The organism is Oryzihumus sp. (assembly GCF_036391795.1).
Taxonomy (GTDB): Bacteria; Actinomycetota; Actinomycetes; order Actinomycetales; family Dermatophilaceae; genus Oryzihumus.
This window is the reverse complement of the sequence record NZ_DASVZH010000256.1, coordinates 1-15,907: the sequence shown is the minus strand read 5'-3', so window position 1 is coordinate 15,907 and position 15,907 is coordinate 1. Positions and strand designations below refer to the sequence as shown.

17 protein-coding genes and 1 pseudogene are annotated in these 15,907 nt (G+C 73.4%); 5 read left to right on the top strand and 13 right to left on the bottom strand.

Annotated features, from left to right (window positions below):
* The first annotated feature begins 16 nt into the window (after positions 1-16).
* The 3 genes from ybaK to VF825_RS15850 all read left to right on the top strand — a co-directional run bounded on the left by ybaK (position 17) and on the right by VF825_RS15850 (position 1,931).
* Positions 17-508 (top strand): Cys-tRNA(Pro) deacylase, encoded by a 492-nt coding sequence (gene ybaK, locus VF825_RS15860; RefSeq protein ID WP_331115061.1) that lies wholly within the window; start codon positions 17-19, stop codon positions 506-508.
* Positions 509-666: 158 nt separating this feature from the next.
* A complete protein-coding gene (gene trpS / locus VF825_RS15855; protein ID WP_331115059.1) occupies positions 667-1,641 on the top strand; it encodes a tryptophan--tRNA ligase in 975 nt (324 codons plus the stop codon).
* 80 nt (positions 1,642-1,721) lie between these two features.
* A complete protein-coding gene (locus VF825_RS15850) occupies positions 1,722-1,931 on the top strand; it encodes a hypothetical protein (RefSeq protein ID WP_331115057.1) in 210 nt (69 codons plus the stop codon).
* A gap of 6 nt (positions 1,932-1,937) precedes the next feature.
* Here the strand turns inward: VF825_RS15850 and VF825_RS15845 are convergent, their stop codons facing one another.
* The gene (locus tag VF825_RS15845; RefSeq protein ID WP_331115055.1) at positions 1,938-2,390 is read right to left on the bottom strand and encodes an Lrp/AsnC family transcriptional regulator; all 453 of its coding nucleotides are present in this window, start codon (positions 2,388-2,390) and stop codon (positions 1,938-1,940) included.
* A 65-nt stretch (positions 2,391-2,455) separates the two neighbouring features.
* Here VF825_RS15845 and VF825_RS15840 point away from each other — a divergent pair, with 65 nt between their 5' ends.
* The gene (locus VF825_RS15840) at positions 2,456-3,385 is read left to right on the top strand and encodes a 5'-3' exonuclease (protein WP_331115053.1); all 930 of its coding nucleotides are present in this window, start codon (positions 2,456-2,458) and stop codon (positions 3,383-3,385) included.
* Positions 3,386-3,398: 13 nt separating this feature from the next.
* Here VF825_RS15840 and VF825_RS15835 read toward each other — a convergent pair whose 3' ends face one another.
* The 8 genes from VF825_RS15835 to VF825_RS15800 are packed head-to-tail and all read right to left on the bottom strand — an operon-like array spanning position 3,399 to position 11,346.
* Positions 3,399-4,100 (bottom strand): N-acyl homoserine lactonase family protein, encoded by a 702-nt coding sequence (locus VF825_RS15835; RefSeq protein WP_331115051.1) that lies wholly within the window; start codon positions 4,098-4,100, stop codon positions 3,399-3,401.
* Between the two features lie 11 nt (positions 4,101-4,111).
* Positions 4,112-6,931, bottom strand: coding sequence for a DEAD/DEAH box helicase (locus VF825_RS15830; RefSeq protein ID WP_331115048.1), 2,820 nt, complete (start codon positions 6,929-6,931; stop codon positions 4,112-4,114).
* 15 nt (positions 6,932-6,946) lie between these two features.
* Positions 6,947-7,843, bottom strand: a complete 897-nt coding sequence (locus tag VF825_RS15825; RefSeq protein WP_331115046.1) for a diacylglycerol kinase — start codon at positions 7,841-7,843, stop codon at positions 6,947-6,949.
* A 9-nt stretch (positions 7,844-7,852) separates the two neighbouring features.
* Positions 7,853-8,662, bottom strand: a complete 810-nt coding sequence (gene tatC / locus VF825_RS15820; protein WP_331115044.1) for a twin-arginine translocase subunit TatC — start codon at positions 8,660-8,662, stop codon at positions 7,853-7,855.
* Between the two features lie 35 nt (positions 8,663-8,697).
* Entirely contained in the window at positions 8,698-9,006 is a 309-nt protein-coding gene (tatA, locus tag VF825_RS15815) for a Sec-independent protein translocase subunit TatA (protein ID WP_331115042.1), read from the bottom strand.
* 41 nt (positions 9,007-9,047) lie between these two features.
* Entirely contained in the window at positions 9,048-9,362 is a 315-nt protein-coding gene (locus VF825_RS15810) for a hypothetical protein (RefSeq protein WP_331115040.1), read from the bottom strand.
* An 11-nt stretch (positions 9,363-9,373) separates the two neighbouring features.
* Complete coding sequence (locus tag VF825_RS15805; RefSeq protein ID WP_331115038.1) at positions 9,374-10,357, bottom strand: YafY family protein; 984 nt, start codon at positions 10,355-10,357, stop codon at positions 9,374-9,376.
* Positions 10,354-11,346 (bottom strand): helix-turn-helix transcriptional regulator, encoded by a 993-nt coding sequence (locus VF825_RS15800; protein WP_331115036.1) that lies wholly within the window; start codon positions 11,344-11,346, stop codon positions 10,354-10,356. Before VF825_RS15800 ends, VF825_RS15805 begins: the two co-directional genes overlap by 4 nt.
* 113 nt (positions 11,347-11,459) lie before the next feature.
* Here VF825_RS15800 and VF825_RS15795 point away from each other — a divergent pair, with 113 nt between their 5' ends.
* On the top strand, positions 11,460-12,563 hold the full coding sequence (locus VF825_RS15795) for a DUF3866 family protein (protein WP_331115034.1): 1,104 nt from the start codon (positions 11,460-11,462) through the stop codon (positions 12,561-12,563).
* Positions 12,564-12,654: 91 nt separating this feature from the next.
* Here the strand turns inward: VF825_RS15795 and VF825_RS15790 are convergent, their stop codons facing one another.
* From VF825_RS15790 to VF825_RS15775, 4 genes and pseudogenes are all read right to left on the bottom strand, one after another.
* Positions 12,655-13,041, bottom strand: a complete 387-nt coding sequence (locus VF825_RS15790; RefSeq protein ID WP_331115032.1) for an FKBP-type peptidyl-prolyl cis-trans isomerase — start codon at positions 13,039-13,041, stop codon at positions 12,655-12,657.
* A 28-nt stretch (positions 13,042-13,069) separates the two neighbouring features.
* Positions 13,070-14,026 (bottom strand): FKBP-type peptidyl-prolyl cis-trans isomerase, encoded by a 957-nt coding sequence (locus tag VF825_RS15785; RefSeq protein WP_331115030.1) that lies wholly within the window; start codon positions 14,024-14,026, stop codon positions 13,070-13,072.
* An 89-nt stretch (positions 14,027-14,115) separates the two neighbouring features.
* A complete protein-coding gene (gene pafA / locus VF825_RS15780) occupies positions 14,116-15,477 on the bottom strand; it encodes a Pup--protein ligase (protein ID WP_331115028.1) in 1,362 nt (453 codons plus the stop codon).
* Between the two features lie 63 nt (positions 15,478-15,540).
* Positions 15,541-15,907 (bottom strand): annotated as a pseudogene (locus VF825_RS15775) (proteasome subunit alpha); the annotation flags it as partial.

Sequence of the window (15,907 nt, the reverse complement as noted above, 5' to 3'; positions counted from 1 at the left end):
GGCTAGGGTCGGGCGCATGGGCAAGGCGAAGCAGGGCAGCACCGGGACGCCGGCGACGGCCGCGCTGACGCGTGTCGGGGTGGCGTTCGACGCGCGCAGCTACGAGCACGACCCCTCCGCGCCCTCCTACGGCCTGGAGGCGGCTGAGGCGCTCGGCGTGCCGCCCGAGCGGGTGTTCAAGACCTTGCTGGTGCAGGGCGAGACCGGCCTGGCCGTCGGGATCGTCCCCGTCGACCGGCAGCTCGACCTCAAGGCGGTCGCGGCGGCGCTGGGCACCAAGAAGGTCGCCATGGCCGACCCGGCGGCCGCCGAGCGCAGCACCGGCTACGTCGTGGGCGGGATCAGCCCGATCGGCCAGAAGCGCGCTCTGCCCACGGTGCTGGACGACAGCGCCCTGGCCCACTCGACGGTGCTGGTCTCCGGGGGCCGGCGCGGGCTGGACCTCGAGCTTGCCCCGGCCGACCTCGTCGCGGTGACGCGGGCGACAACCGCCCCGATCGCCCGCTAGCCTCGTCCCATGACATCCGTGCGCCAGACCTGGTGGGCCGCCTGAGGGCGGACCCGTCCAGCGCACGCGCACACACCACCGGGCCGCCTCGACGAGGCGGCCCTTCTCGTGTCCCGGGCCACCCGTCGACGCAGCCACCTCGACGAAAGGCCACCACCATGACCGCCGTCTCCGGCATCACTCCCTCGGGCCGGCTCACGCTCGGCAACCACCTCGGTGCGCTGCGCCGCTTCGCCGACGACCCCGAGGGGTTCTACTTCGTCGCCGACCTGCATGCCATGACCATGCCCCACGACGGCCCGCGCCTGCGGGAGCTGACCCGCGAGACCGCCGTGCTCATGCTCGCTTCGGGGCTGCGGCCCGGGCAGGTGTTCCTGCAGTCCGAGGTCCCGGCGCACGCCCAGCTGGCCTACCTGCTGGAGTGCACGGCCAGCGTCGGCGAGCTGTCCCGGATGATCCAGTTCAAGGAGAAGAGCGCCCGCAGCGGGGACCGGTCAGTCCGTGCGTCGCTGTTCACCTACCCGTGCCTGATGGCCGCGGACATCCTGCTGTACAGCGCGCGCACGGTGCCTGTGGGTGGCGACCAGGACCAGCACGTCGAGCTGACCCGCGACCTGGCCCTGCGGTTCAACCGGGAGCACGGCGAGGTGTTCGTCGTGCCCGAGCTGCACCGGGCGGTGCTCGCGGCCCGGGTCGCCGACCTGGCCGACCCCACGCGCAAGATGAGCAAGTCGGCGCCCGAGAGCGCGATGGGCGTGGTGCGCATGCTCGACACCCCCGAGCTCATCCGGCGCAAGGTGATGCGTGCGGTCACGGACACCGACGTCACCGTGCGGCACGACCCGGTGACCAAGCCGGGGGTGAGCAACCTGCTGGAGCTGCTGGCTGCCTGCACCGGCGCGGACCCGGCGGTGCTCGCCGGCGGTTACACCTCCTACGGCGCGCTCAAGGCCGACGTCGCCGACGCGGTCATCGCGACCCTGGCGCCGGTGCAGCAGCGGTATGCCGCGCTGGTCGCCGACCCGGCCGCGGTGCGGGAGGCACTGGACCTCGGGGCGCGGCGGGCCCGGGACACCGCCGAGCCCCGGCTGCGTGCGGCGATGGCGGCCGTCGGGCTGGGCCACGTCGCCTGAGGTCCTGTAACGGCACGTTGACGCGGCCCCGGGGCGGTCCTACCGTCGAAAGATCGTCCCGACGGCGAACGGAGCCCCCCATGAGCCTGTCGACCCCTCCCCCGCTGGCACCGGTGCCGGACACGCTGCCCGAGCACACGGCATACGGCGCGGACGGGCTCGCGCACCACCACGGGCCGGCCTGCTACTGGGACCTGGCCGAGTGCGGCTGGCACTGCGCACCGGCGGCCGCGACGACGCCCCCGGCGCCGGACCCGGTCATCGACCCCGGCTGCCCCGAGGTCGCCTGAGTCCGGTCAGCCCCGGTGCTCGGGCGGCACCGGGCGGCCCTCCCAGGGCGTGGACAGCACGACCGTGGTGCGGGTGGACACGTTGGCCGCCGCCCGGACCCGGGCCAGCAGGTCCTCCAGGTCACCCGGCGAGCCGACCCGCGCCTTGAGGATGTAGCTCTCCACACCAGCGACCGAGTGGCACGCCTCGAGGTCGCCGAGGCCGGTCAGTCGGTCCGGGACGTCGTCGGGGGCCGCGGGGTCCAGCGGGGAGATGGAGATGAAGGCGGTCAGCGGCAGGCCGAGCGCGTCGTGGTCGACGATCGCGCGGTAGCCGCGGATGACGCCGCGCTCCTCCAGGCGGCGCACCCGCTGGTGCACCGCCGAGGTCGACAGACCCGTCGCCTTGCCCAGGTCGGTGTAGCTCATCCGGCCATCGGCGCTGAGCAGCTCGATGATCTGTCGGTCCAGGTCCTCCACGCCGCAAGGGTACGGGCCCGCGGGGCGTGGTGGCGGCGGGTTTCCCGGGTGCGACGATGTGGCCCATGACCGAGCGACTCATGCTGCTGGACTCCGCGAGCCTGTACTTCCGGGCGTTCTACGGCGTGCCGGACCGGCGCCGCTCCCCGCAGGAGCCGCCGACCAACGCCGTGCGCGGGTTCCTGGACATGATCGCCACGCTGGTCAGCACCCACGCCCCGACGCACCTCGTGGCCTGCTGGGACAACGACTGGCGCCCGGCGTTCCGGGTGGAGGCCATCCCGACGTACAAGACGCACCGGCTCGCCAGCGGCAGCGACGCCGTCGAGGACACCCCGGAGGACCTCGTGCCGCAGGTGCCGGTCATCCGGGACGCGCTGCAGGCGCTGGGGATCGCGCGGGTGGGCGCCGACGGCTACGAGGCCGACGACGTCATCGGCACCCTCACCCACCTGGCCGGCGGCCGGGTGCCCGTCGACGTGGTCACCGGCGACCGTGACCTGTTCCAGCTCGTCGACGACGCCGCCGGCGTGCGGGTCCTCTACACGGCCCGCGGCGGGGTGCGCGACGCCGACGTGGTCACCCAGGACTTCCTCCAGGCCAAGTACGCCGTGGCGACCGGCCCGGCGTACGCCGACATGGCCACCCTGCGCGGGGACACCAGCGACGGGCTTCCCGGCGTGCAGGGCATCGGGGAGAAGACCGCGGCCACCCTCATCGCCCGGTACGGCGACCTGGCCGGGGTGCGCCGCGCCCTCGCCGACGGCGACCCCCAGCTCAAGGGGGCCCAGCGGACCCGTCTCGAGGCGGCCAGTGACTACCTCGACGCGGCGCCGACCGTCGTGCAGGTGGCCCGGGACGCGCCCGTCGGCGAGGTGGACGGCGTGCTGCCCGGCACCGTCGCCGACCCCGTGCTGCTGTCGCGGCTGGCCGCCGACTACGGACTGGCCGGTTCGTTCAACCGGGTGCTGGCTGCGCTCGGCATCGACGGCTGAGCGCCGGCAGGGCTCAGGCCGGCTCCCACACGGCCTCGTCGTGGGCGAGGACGACCCGTCGCGGATCGAGCTCGAGCAGCCGGCTCACCCACGCCGGCGCCGGGGCCAGGTCGTGCCGGCCGGTGTCCCGGGCCGCGCCGACCTGGCGGAAGGCGGTGGCCAGCTCGGAGGTGGTCTCGGTGGACTGCCCGGCCAGCACCACGGTGCCGTCGGCGCAGCGCAGCACCAGCGCCTGGTGGCCCTCGGTGTGCCCGGGCGTCGGCACCACGAGCACGCCCGGGGCGATCTCGGCCTCCCCGTCCAGCTCCTCGTAGCGGACCCCCGCGAAGTCGACGAGCTCGGGCACCGTGTAGTCCCCGGCCCGGGCGGTGGCCAGCTCGTGGCCCTGCACGAACACCGGACGCCCCGCCAGCGCCGGGTTGCCGCCGCAGTGGTCGAAGTGCAGGTGGCAGTTGACCACGAGGTCGACGTCCTCGATGCCCAGGCCCGCGCCGGCGAGGGCCTGGGGCAGCGGCACCCGGGACGGCTCGTACCACGCGTCGGTCTCGGCGTCGGCCGCGCCGATCCCGGTGTCGAAGAGGATGACCCCCTCGGGGTGCCGCACGGCATACCCGAGGACCACCTCGACCCGGGGGTGCTCGGTGCCGGTCTCGGCGCGCGGGCGGGTGAAGGTGCCGTGGTGCACCCGGTGGATGTCGCTGACCCGCACCGCCACGGCGCCCTCCCTCAGTCCAGCCGGTCCGCGGCCACGACGCCGCGCATCACCGCGTCGACGGCCTTGCGGGCGGTGGCCGACAGGGTCGGCTCCGGTGCGGCGTCGCCGATCTGGCCGAGCAGGTCCACGACCTGCTTGCACCGGCGCACGAAGTCACCGGCGGCCATGTCGCTGTCGCGCAGCACCGCCTCCAGCCGCTGCCCGCTGGCCCACCGGTGCATCATCCATGCCATGCCGGCGTCCGGGTCACCCGTGGTCGGCAGGGTGTGCAGGCGCTCGCGGTCCTCCAGCTCGCTCCACAGCCGGACCATCACGTCGAACGCCTCGTGCACGTCCTCGTTCGGCATCCGCGGCGAGAGCTCGCCCTCGTCGCGGCGCGGCTCGTGCACCAGGGTCGAGACGACCGCGGCCAGCCCGGGCGCGTCGAGGCGCTTCCACACCCCGTGGCGCAGGCACTCGGCGGCCAGCAGGTCCTTCTCGGTGTAGAGCCGGCGCAGGGTCTCCCCCTGCGGGGACACGGCCGTGCCGCCCTCGGTGAGGTAGCCCATCTCGGCGAGCAGGTCGCAGATCCGGTCGAAGGTCCGGGCCACGGAGTTGGTGCGGCCCTCGACCTTGCGCTGCAGCACCTCGGTCTCGCGGCGCAGCCGCCACCAGCGCTCGGCCCAGCGGGCGTGGTCCTCACGCTCGGGGCACTGGTGGCACGGGTGCGCCTTCATGCGGCGGCGCAGGTCCGCGATCCGTTCGTCCTCCGTGCCGGCCGAGCCACCCTTGCCGGTATGCCGTGTGGGCGGCGGGTCGTGCGGGACGGCCGTGCGCAGCGAGGCGGCGAGGTCCCTGCGAGACCTGGGGTTCTTGGCGTTGAAGCTGGCCGGGATGCGGATGTGCGTGACCGGCTCGACCGGCACCGGCACGTCCACGCCCGTCAGGCGCCGCACCTGGCGGTCGGCGGTGAGCACGGTCGGCGAGGCCGGGTCGTTCTTGCCGCCCCGGTTGGGCTGGATCACCACGGCGTAGCCGGAGCGTCGCCCCGCGGGGATGCGGATGACGTCGCCGGCGCGCAGCTTCTCCAGGCTGAGCACCGCCTCGGCCCGTCGGCTGGCCGAGCGGGCCCGCGCCGCCTCCTTCTCGACGTCGCGGATCTCGTTGCGGATCGCGGCGTACTCGCTGAAGTCGCCGAGGTGGCAGGTCATCGACCCGGCGTAGCCCTCGAGGGCCTCCTCGTTGCGCCGCAGCGTGCGGGCCAGGCCGACGACCGCGCGGTCGGCCTGGAACTGGGCGAAGGAGGTCTCCAGGATCTCGCGCGCGGTCTCGCGGCCCACCTGGGCGACGAGGTTGACCGCCATGTTGTAGGTCGGGCGGAAGCTGGAGCGCAGCGGATAGGTGCGGGTGGAGGCCAAACCGCCGACGGCGAGCGGGTCCAGGCCGCGGTTCCACAGGACGACCGCGTGGCCCTCGACGTCGATGCCCCGCCGGCCCGCGCGTCCGGTCAGCTGGGTGTACTCCGCCGGCGTGATGTCGGCGTGGACCTCGCCGTTGAACTTCACCAGGCGCTCGAGCACCACGGTGCGGGCGGGCATGTTGATGCCCAGCGCCAGGGTCTCGGTGGCGAAGACGGCCCGGATCCGCCCGGCGGTGAACAGCTCCTCGACGATCTCGCGGAAGGTCGGCAGCATCCCGGCGTGGTGGGCGGCGAACCCGCGGGACAGGCCCTCGACGAAGTCCCAGTAGCCCAGCACCGACAGGTCCTCGTCGGCCAGGGACTGGATCCGCTCCTCGACCGTGCGGCGGATCTTCTCGCCCTCGGACTCCGGGATCAGCCGGGTCCCCCAGGCCAGCAGCTGGCTCACCGCGGCGTTGCACCCGACCCGGCTGAAGATGAACGTGATCGCCGGCAGCAGCCCCTCGCGGTCGAGCCGGTCGATGACCTCGGCCCGGCTCGGCCCGCCCCCGGGCCGGCTGCCGCGGGCCATCCCGGCCCCGCCGTGGCCACCACCGGGGCCGCGCCCGCGGTAGCGCTCCTTGCCGCGGCGTCCCCGCGGGCCGCCGTCGTCCTCGAGCCGGCCGCGCCGCTCCGAGGCCCGGATCGCGTCGAGCAGCTCGGGGTTGACGTGGGTCGTCTCGACGCGGTCCCCGGGCGTCGCCGTCTCGTCGACGAACAGGTCGTACATCGACGGGCCGACCATCATGTGCTGCCACAGCGGCACCGGCCGGTGCTCCTCGACGATGACCGCGGTGTCGCCGCGCACCTCGCCCAGCCACGAGCCGAACTCCTCGGCGTTGCTGACCGTCGCGGACAGCGAGACCACCTGCACGTCGTCGGGCAGGTGGATGATGACCTCCTCCCACACCGCCCCGCGGAAGCGGTCGGCGAGGTAGTGGACCTCGTCCATGACCACGTAGCCCAGACCGCGCAGGGTGTGCGACCGCGCATACATCATGTTGCGCAGCACCTCGGTGGTCATGACCACCACGGGCGCCTCGCCGTTGATCGAGGAGTCGCCGGTGAGCAGCCCGACCTTGTCGGCGCCGTGGCGGCGCACGAGGTCGGTGTACTTCTGGTTCGACAGCGCCTTGATCGGCGTGGTGTAGAAGGCCTTGCGCCCGGTGTGCAGCGCCAGGTGCACCGCGAACTCCCCGACGATCGTCTTGCCCGCGCCGGTGGGCGCCGCGACAAGGACCCCCTGCCCGGACTCGACCGCCCGGCAGGCCTGCACCTGGAAGTCGTCGAGGGGGAACTCGTGGAGCGAGGCGAACGCCTCGAGCTGGGGGTGCGCCACCCGGTCGGCCTCGGCCTTCCTGGCGGCGGAGTACCGCTGCGCGGGGGTGGACATGCCGCTCAGGCTACGTCAGGCCCGCGGCACCATGACGCGCAGCGCGCCGGGGACGGCCTCGGCGGTCAGCGGCAGCGGGGCGAAGCGCTCGCCGTCGGCGTAGCCGACGATTCCCTGCGCCTCGAGCCGGACCCGCCGGCCACGCCGGATCTCCACCGCCGGGTGCCGCACGTGCGCGCCGGAGAACACGGTCGGGAAGACGCGCAGGAACGCCGGGATCGAGATCTTGTGCAGCACCAGCACGTCGAGCTCGCCGTCGTCGAACTTCGCGTCCGGGCAGACCATCATGCCCCCGCCGTACGACGGGCCGTTGCCGATGGCGACGAGCATCGCCTCGGTCTCCTGCCGGACCCCGTCGACCTCGATGACGTAGGGAATCGGGGTGAACACCGGCAGCTCGCGGGCGATCGCCAGGTTGTAGCGCATCCGGCCGCGGGGCCAGTTCCAGCGGTTGGCCCGCTCGTTGACCAGGGAGTCGAAGCCGGCGCCGAGGACCCCGGCGAACCAGCGGTGGTCGGCGCGGCCCTCGTCCACCCGGGCCGCGTCGATGCGACGGACGTCGCCGGCGCCGATCACGTCGGCCGCCGCGGCGGGGTCGTGGACCGGCAGGCCCAGGCCGCGGGCGATGTCGTTGCCGGTGCCGGCGGCCACGATCCCCAGGGCGGTGTCCGTGCCCGCGGTGAGGTTCACCCCGAGGTTGACCATGCCGTCGCCGCCGGTGACCGCCAGGACGTCCAGGCCGGAGGCGACTGCGGCCAGCGCACGGTCCCGTGCGGCCGCGGCGGTCTCGTCGGAGCAGTCCACCACCTCGTGGCCCTGTGCGACGAGCCGAGCAGCCACCTCGGCGCCGATGCGGGCACCGCGGCCCTTGCCGGAGGTGGGGTTGACGACCAGCCCGATCCGCTTGTGCACGCGCGCACGCTACAGGGCGCTGGCCTCGTCGTCGGCGACATGGGTCCAGTCCGGCTCGTGGCGGGCCCGGCGCCGGTCGAGCAGCAGGGCGACGCCATAGGCGCCGAAGTACAGCCCCACCATGGGCATCGCCAGCGCGATCATCGTCCACGCGTCCGGGGTGGGCGTCATCATCGCGGAGAAGACGAAGATCAGCATGACCGCGGGGCGCCAGCCCTTGAGCATCACGTGGGCCGGCAGCACGTGCGCGACGTTGAGCGCGACGAGCATCACCGGCAGCAGGAAGGCCAGGCCGAACGCGAGGATGAACCGGATGACGAAGGTCAGGTAGTCCGAGGCGTTGGTGAGGTTGACCGCGCCGGTCGGGGTGAAGCCCAGCAGCACCTCGACCGCCTTGGGCAGCGCCCAGTGGGCCAGGTAGCAGCCTCCGAGGAACAGCGGCACCGCGGCGCCGATGAAGCCCACCGCGGTCCGCTTCTCGCGGCGGGTCAGGCCCGGGACGATGAACGCCCACAGCTCGTAGAGCCACACCGGGCTGGCCAGCAGGACCCCCACGAACATCGAGACCTTGAGCTTGATCGAGAAGGCCGAGGTGACCCCGCCGAAGTTGATCCCGACCAGGCTGCCCGCGCGCTGGTGGCTGACCACGCGCAGCGGCTCGGTCAGCGTCGTCAGGAGCCAGTCGTACTTCAGCCAGCCGACGACGCTGCCGAGCGCGACGGCGATCGCGGCGATGACCAGGCGCCGGCGCAGCTCACGCAGGTGGTCGCCGAGGGACATCCGCCCTTCGGGGTTGCGGCGTCGGCGCAGCAGGGCCATCGGGGTGCGCGGGTGGGCTCAGGTGGTGCGGCCGGTCAGGCCGGCGGCTGGTGCTGCGGCGGCGTGTGCGCCTGGGGCTCAGCCGCGGGCGGCTGCGTCGGGTCGCCGACCGGGCGGGCCGCCTGCTGGGTGGGGTCGACGGTCTCCCCGCGCACGGTGTCGCTGCTGGCGGCGCTCGGCGACGGCTTGCCGTCGTTCTTCATCTCGCCGACCTCGGCCTTGAAGATGCGCATCGAGCGACCCAGGCTGCGCGCCGCGTCGGGGAGGCGCTTCCAGCCGAAGATGAGCACGACCACGACGATGAGCACGACGATGTGCCAGCCCTCGAACAGTCTGCCGAACATGGGAACCAATCCTTCGCGGTCGTGGTGCGATGCGGCTGTCGTCAGTCTACGTGGCGGACCCAGGTCGGGCGTCGCCCCGCCCTGCGGTGGGCGCGTTGGTGGCGCTGTCGGGCGCGGGTGCGCTCGTGCTCCTTGCGCAGCGTGGCGGGATCGCCGAAGACGGCGAGCTCGTCGGGCGAGGAGATCTTCTCCCCCAGCAGCTCGAGCTGGCCCTGGACCTGGTCCAGCCGCTCCTGGGCGATCGCCACCTCGCGACCGAAGTCCTTGCTGCGGCCCCACAGGTCCCACAGGCGCGAGCCGATGTAGACCGCCGCGCACACGAGCAACAGCGCCCAGATCAGCACCCACCACCACATGGGAGGCGACCCTACCGGGCCGAGGGTGCGGACCCGGCATACGCCTCCAGCGCGGCGCGCGCGCCGTCGGCGACCTCGTGCGCCAGGGCGGCCGGCTCGAGCACCGTCGCCTGCCCGCCCAGGCGCCACATGAGCCGGCGCAGCCAGGCGGTGTCGGCGGTGCGCAGGGTGACGACCTGACCGCCGTGGCCGTCCGGCTCGGCGGACTCGGTCGGGTAGTAGTCGGCGACCCACGAGGCGCCCGGCTGCAGGTGCAGGCGCACCAGCAGGTCGGTCGGGTGCGGGGTGAACACGCCGGAGTCGAGGTCGCGCGGCCGGGCGTCGGCCGGGGGCGTGCCGTCGACGTCGAGGACGGTCAGCGCCTCGATCCGGTCGAAGCGGAACAGGCGCACGTCCTCGGCGCGATGGCACCAGCCCTCGAGGTACCAGTGGCCGTCGAAGTTGACCACGCGCATCGGGTCCACGTCGCGCTCGGTGGCCTCGTCGCGGCCGGCCACGAGGTAGCGCAGGTGCACCCGGCGGTGCCCGGTCAGCGCGCGGCGGGCCTCCCCCAGCGTCGCGGCCGCGGCGCCGGTGTCGATGGCCACGGAGATGTGCGTGGCCGCCGCGGCGACGGACCCGGTGGCGGACTCCAGCTTGGCCAGCGCGCGGTCGACGGCGTCGCGGTCGCCGATGCCGGGCACCGCGGCCAGGGCGCGCAGGCCGACGATCAGGGCCAGCGCCTCGTCGACGCCCAGGCGCAGCGGCCGGTCGATGGTGTCGGCGTTGCCGAGGTAGACCTTGCCGCCCTCCCACTCGGCCTCGATGAGGTCGTCGGGCATGTGGCCGGGCGTGCCGCAGACGAAGAGCAGCATGAGGTCGGCCTCGACCTGCTCGCGGGAGACGCCGAACTCGCGGGCCGCCTCCTCGATGTCGACGCCCTGACGGCGCAGCAGCCACGGCACCATCGTCAGCAGCCGGGACAGCCGGGTGGTCGCGGACTCCTGGGCGCTCATCGGCCCTCCCCCTCGTGCTCGGCCATCGCGCCCTTGAGCCGGCGGATGACCGCCTCCTGCAGGTCCGGTGGCTGCTCGACCACCACGTCGGGGCCGAAGCCGGCCAGCTCCTCGGCGAAGGTCTCGGCGTCGGTGAAGTCCACGTCGAGCAGCGACCAGTGGTCGTCGACGTCGCCGACGGTGCGGGCCCGGCGGCGCAGCGAGTTGCCGGCGCCGACCCGCACCCGCAGCACGGCCGGCTGCGGGTCGCGCTCGACCGCCATGGTCTGGATCATCGCCGTCGGCTCGTGGTCGGCCGGCACGTCGTAGGAGCCGGGCCGGCCGTCGGGCGCCACGCTGCCCTCGACCCGGCTGAGCCGGAACACCCGGGGCGCGTCGCGGTCGGTGTCGAAGCCGGTGACGTACCACCGGCCGTGCCAGGAGGCCATGGCCCACGGCTGGAGGTGACGGGTGCGCACGTCCCCGCTGCGCGCGGTGCGGTAGGTGAAGGTGACCGGCTGGCGCCGTACGACCGCGTCCTTGATCGCGTCGAACGCGGGCTCGGTCGTGCGCAGCCGCGGCTCGATGCCGATGAGCGAGGCGTCGTCGCGCTCCACCCCGGCCGCCTCGAGCTTGCGCAGCGCCTGCGCCGCGGGACCGGCCAGGCTGGCCTGCTGCCACGCCCGGCTGGCCAGGCCGAGCACGGCCAGCTCGTCCGGGGCGAAGGCGATCTCCGGCAGGGCGTACTCGCGTCGGTCGATCCGGTAGCCGGGCTCGTCGTCGAAGAGCGGGTCGACCGCCTCGGTGACCAGCGGGATGCCGAGGTCGCGCAGCTCGTCCTTGTCGCGCTCGAACATCCGGTCGAAGGCCTCGACCGAGGCGGTCTCGCCGTACTGCGGGACGGCGCTGCGGATCCGGGCCTTGGTGAGCGGCATGCGGGTGTAGAGCAGGCAGATGACCAGGTTGAGCAGGCGCTCGGTCTTGGCCGCTGCGGCGGGCAGGGCTGCCACGGGTGCGTGCCTCCTGCGGTGAGTCGTCGTGTGCGTCGCGTGGGAGTCGTCGCTGATGCCCCTCAGGGGACGCTACCGGAGTGGCGCGGTTCCCGCGGTTAGTCTTTCCGATCGTGATCCACTGGCGCGCCGCAACCGTCCTGCAGGTCCGCTCCCGGTGGGCCGGGGCGGTGGAGTATGCCGTCCGGCTGGCGCCCGCAGGCGGTGTCGCCGCTCCGGAGGAGCCTGTGCGCGCCCTGGCCTACCCCGACCTCGTCGGGGAGGCGCAGCCCGGCGACACGGTGCTGCTCAACACCAGCGCCCTGCAGCGCGGCCTGGGCACCGGCGGGCTGGCGCTGGTCGTGGCCGTGCCCGACCGCCTGCCCGCCGACCCGCCGCCCGGCCCCGGCCACGTGGTCAAGGCCCGCTACACCCCGCTGCAGGCGATGGTGCTCGGCGTCGACGAGCAGGAGAGCCCGCACCACGAGGTGCTGCGCGAGGCCGACTCCCTCGACGGGCTGCCCGTGGTCGTGGCCGACCTGCACTCGGCCCTGCCGGCCGTGATCGCCGGGCTGCGGGCCGGGCGCCCGGACGTGCGGGTGGCCTACGTCATGACCGACGGCGGGGCGCTGCCCGTGGCGTTCTCCCGCACCGTGGCCGGGCTGCGCGAGGCCGGCTGGCTGATGGCGGCCGTCACCGTGGGCCAGTCCTTCGGCGGCGACCTGGAGGCGGTCAACGTGCACACCGGCCTGCTCGCGGCGGCGCACGTGCTGCACGCCGACGTCGCCGTGGTCGCCCAGGGCCCGGGCAACCTCGGCACCGGCACCCGGTGGGGGTTCTCCGGCACCAGCGCCGGGGAGGCCGTCAACGCCGTGCACGCCCTGGGTGGGCGGTCGGTCGCCTCGCTGCGCGTCTCGGAGGCCGACCCGCGCGAACGGCACCATGGGGTCTCCCACCACAGCCTCACGGCATACGGGCGGGTGGCCATGGCACCGGCCGACGTGCCCGTGCCGCGGCTGGAGGGGACTTTCGGGGCTGCGGTGCTGCGGCAGGCCCGCGAGCTCGCCCAGGGCTCCGGCGGCCGGCTGCGCCTGGTCGAGGTCGACGTGGACGGCCTCGACGCGGCGCTCGCGACCAGCCCGGTGCGGCTGTCGACGATGGGGCGGGGGCTGGACGCCGACCGGGCCTCGTTCGTGGCCGCCGCGGCGGCCGGACGTCACGCCGCCACCCTGCTCTAGCACCCACCGGACACCGCAAGACCCGCGTCCCGGCCCCGGGAAGGGCTCGAGACGCGGGTCTGCGGGTGTTCGGTGGGGTGGACCGGTCGCGTCAGCGGACGGCGACCAGGTCGACGACGAAGATCAGCGTCTCGCCGGGCTTGATGACGGCGCCGGCGCCACGGTCGCCGTAGGCCTTGTTGGCCGGGATGACCAGCTTGCGGCGGCCACCCTCCTTCATGCCCACGATGCCCTCGTCCCAGCCGGCGATGACCTGGCCGACGCCGAGGCGGAAGTCCAGCGGCGCGCCGCGGTTCCAGGAGGCGTCGAACTCCTCGCCGGTGGAGTGCGCGACACCGACGTAGTGGGCGCTGATGGTGTTGCCGGCCTTGGCCTCGGCGCCGTCACCGACGGTGATGTCCTCGATGACGAGGTCGGCGGGCGGGGTGTCTCCGGGGAACTCGATCTCCGGCTTGGTGGTGCTGGGGTCGAAGCCCATGGTGGTCACGCCTTTCGGTCGGTGGTGGTCAGCTCGCGTCGAGCAGGTCGATGACGAAGACCAGGGTGTCGGTGCCCTTGATCCCGGCGGCGGGGTTGCCCTTGGCGCCGTAGCCGTCGGCCGGCGGGATGACCATGAGCAGGCGGCTGCCGACGCGCTGGCCGACGATGTGCTTGTCCCAGGCGGGGATGAGCTGGCCGACGCCGATCGGGAACTCGGCGTAGCCCTCCTTGGTCTTCGCCGAGCTGTCGAACATCTGACCGTTGCGGTAGATGACGCCGGTGTAGCTGAAGCGCACCAGCTGGCCGGCCTTGATGACGTTGCCCTTGCCCTGGATCAGCGGCTGGACGACGGTCGTCTTCGGCGGGGCGGACTTCGGGACGGTGATCTTGGCCGCCTCGTGGTTGTCCTTGCCCATCACGACGGTCGGCAGGCCGGCCTTGGGTGCGACCGCGGTGCCGGTGGCCTGGGTCAGCGGCTTGCCGGCGGCGGTGATGTCGACGAGGAAGAGCATCGTGTCGTTGGCGCCGATGCCGATCTGGGGGTTGCCGTTGGTGGCGAAGCCGTCGGCCGGCGGGATCGCGACGAGGATGCGGGAGCCGACCTTCTGGCCGAGCAGGCCCTTGGACAGCCCGGTCAGCAGCTTGCCGGAGGACAGGTCCATGCGGGCCGGAGCCTTGCCGAAGCTGCTGTCGAGCTGCTTGCCGTCCTTGCCGCTGACCAGCAGGTAGTTGGCGGTGACCGCCTCGTCCTTGGTCACGGCCGGGCCGGTGCCGGGCGTGACCACCCGGGTCACGGTCTTCTTCACCGTGAGCGGCTTGGTCTTGAGCGTGACGGTCGGCGCCTTGGCGTCACCGGCGACGGTGACCGAGTCGAGCACCTTGGCCTCGGCGTCGACGGGCTTGTTGGAGGAGCCGCAGGCCCCCACGAGCAGGAGCAACGGGACCGCAGCAGCGGCCACGAGCTTGTGACGGTTCAGACGCACGCGAAAACCTTCGGTCGGCGGGGGTGGGATTCGCGTTCACCATAACGCCCCCGGCTTTCAGGGCCGACCGCAGCGGTGGCGCACCGGCCTCACATGCTCTCGATCAGGCGCTCCACGCGGGCGTCGACCGCCGCGAACGGGTCCTTGCACAGCACGGTCCGCTGGGCCTGGTCGTTGAGCTTGAGGTGCACCCAGTCGACGGTGAAGTCACGCCGGTGCTCCTGGGCGGCGCGGATGAAGTCGCCGCGCAGCTTGGCGCGAGTGGTCTGCGGCGGGCGGTTCTTGGCCTCGAAGATCTCCACGTCGGAGCACACGCGCGCCGCCCGGCCGTGCCGCTGCAGCAGGTAGAACAGCCCGCGCTGGCGGTTGATGTCGTGGTAGGCCAGGTCGAGCTGGGCCACCCGGGGGCTGGCCATCGGCAGGTCGTGCTTGGCCGCGTAGCGCTGGATCATCTGGTACTTGATCACCCAGTCGATCTCGGTCTCGACCGCCTCGAGGTTGCCGGTCTCGACGGCGGTCAGGGTGCGCTCCCACAGGTCCAGGACACTCTTGTGCGTCGGGTCGTCCAGGCCCTCGCGGTCGGCGAAGGCCAGCGCCCGCTCGTAGTACTCGCCCTGGATCTGCAGCGCCGACAGCTCGCGGCCGTTGGCCAGGCGCACCGGGCGGGTGCCGGTCATGTCGTGGCTGATCTCGCGGATGGCGCGGATCGGGTTCTCCAGGGACAGGTCACGCATGACCACCCCGGCCTCGATCATGCGCAGCACCAGGTCGGCCGAGCCGACCTTGAGCATGGTGGTGGTCTCGCTCATGTTGGAGTCGCCGACGATGACGTGCAGCCGGCGGAACTTCTCGGCGTCGGCGTGCGGCTCGTCGCGGGTGTTGATGATCGGCCGGGAGCGGGTCGTGGCGCTGGAGACGCCTTCCCAGATGTGGTCGGCGCGCTGGCTGACGCAGTAGGTGGCGCCGCGGGAGGTGGTGGTGACCTTGCCGGCACCGCAGGTGATCTGCCGGCTGACGAGGAAGGGGATGAGCACGTCGGACAGCTTCTGGAACTCCCCGTGCCGCCCGACGAGGTAGTTCTCGTGGCAGCCGTAGGAGTTGCCCGCCGAGTCGGTGTTGTTCTTGAAGAGGTAGACGTCGCCGGCGATCCCCTCCTCCTCGAGCCGCTTCTCGGCGTCGACCAGCAGGCCCTCGAGGATGCGCTCTCCCGCCTTGTCGTGCGCGACGAGCTCCTCGATGCGGTCGCACTCGGGGGTCGCGTACTCGGGGTGGCTGCCGACGTCGAGGTAGAGCCGGGCGCCGTTGCGCAGGAAGACGTTGCTCGACCGGCCCCAGGACACCACCCGGCGGAACAGGTAGCGGGCGACCTCGTCGGGCGAGAGGCGCCGCTGACCCCGGAAGGTGCAGGTGACGCCGTACTCCGTCTCGATCCCGAAGATCCGCCGGTCCACGACCTCACCCTAGGCAGCGAGGTGCGGGGCCGCAGGACGGCGCGCGGGTCCGGCGCGACGGGCTCAGCCGGCGGACGGGCCGCCCGGACCGTCGTCGACCGTGTCGTCGTCGCCCGGCTCGTCGTCGGTGTCGTCGGCCACCCCGAGCAGCTCGGCCAGCCGGTGGCCCTGGATCCGGCGGAACTTGCGGCGCGGCCGGGACCGGTCGAGCACCGCGACCTCGAGCTGCGCCGGGGTGAGCACCCGGGACTCCTCGCCGTTGCCCGCCTCCGGTGCGGCGCCCAGCGCGGCGACGGCGAGCCGCAGCGCGCTGTCGAGCTCCATGCCCTCGGTCCAGTGCTCCTTGAGCTCGGCCGAGATCTGCTCGGCCGAGCCGCCCATCGCGACGAATCCCTGCTCGTCGGCGACCGAACCGTCATAGGTGAGCCGG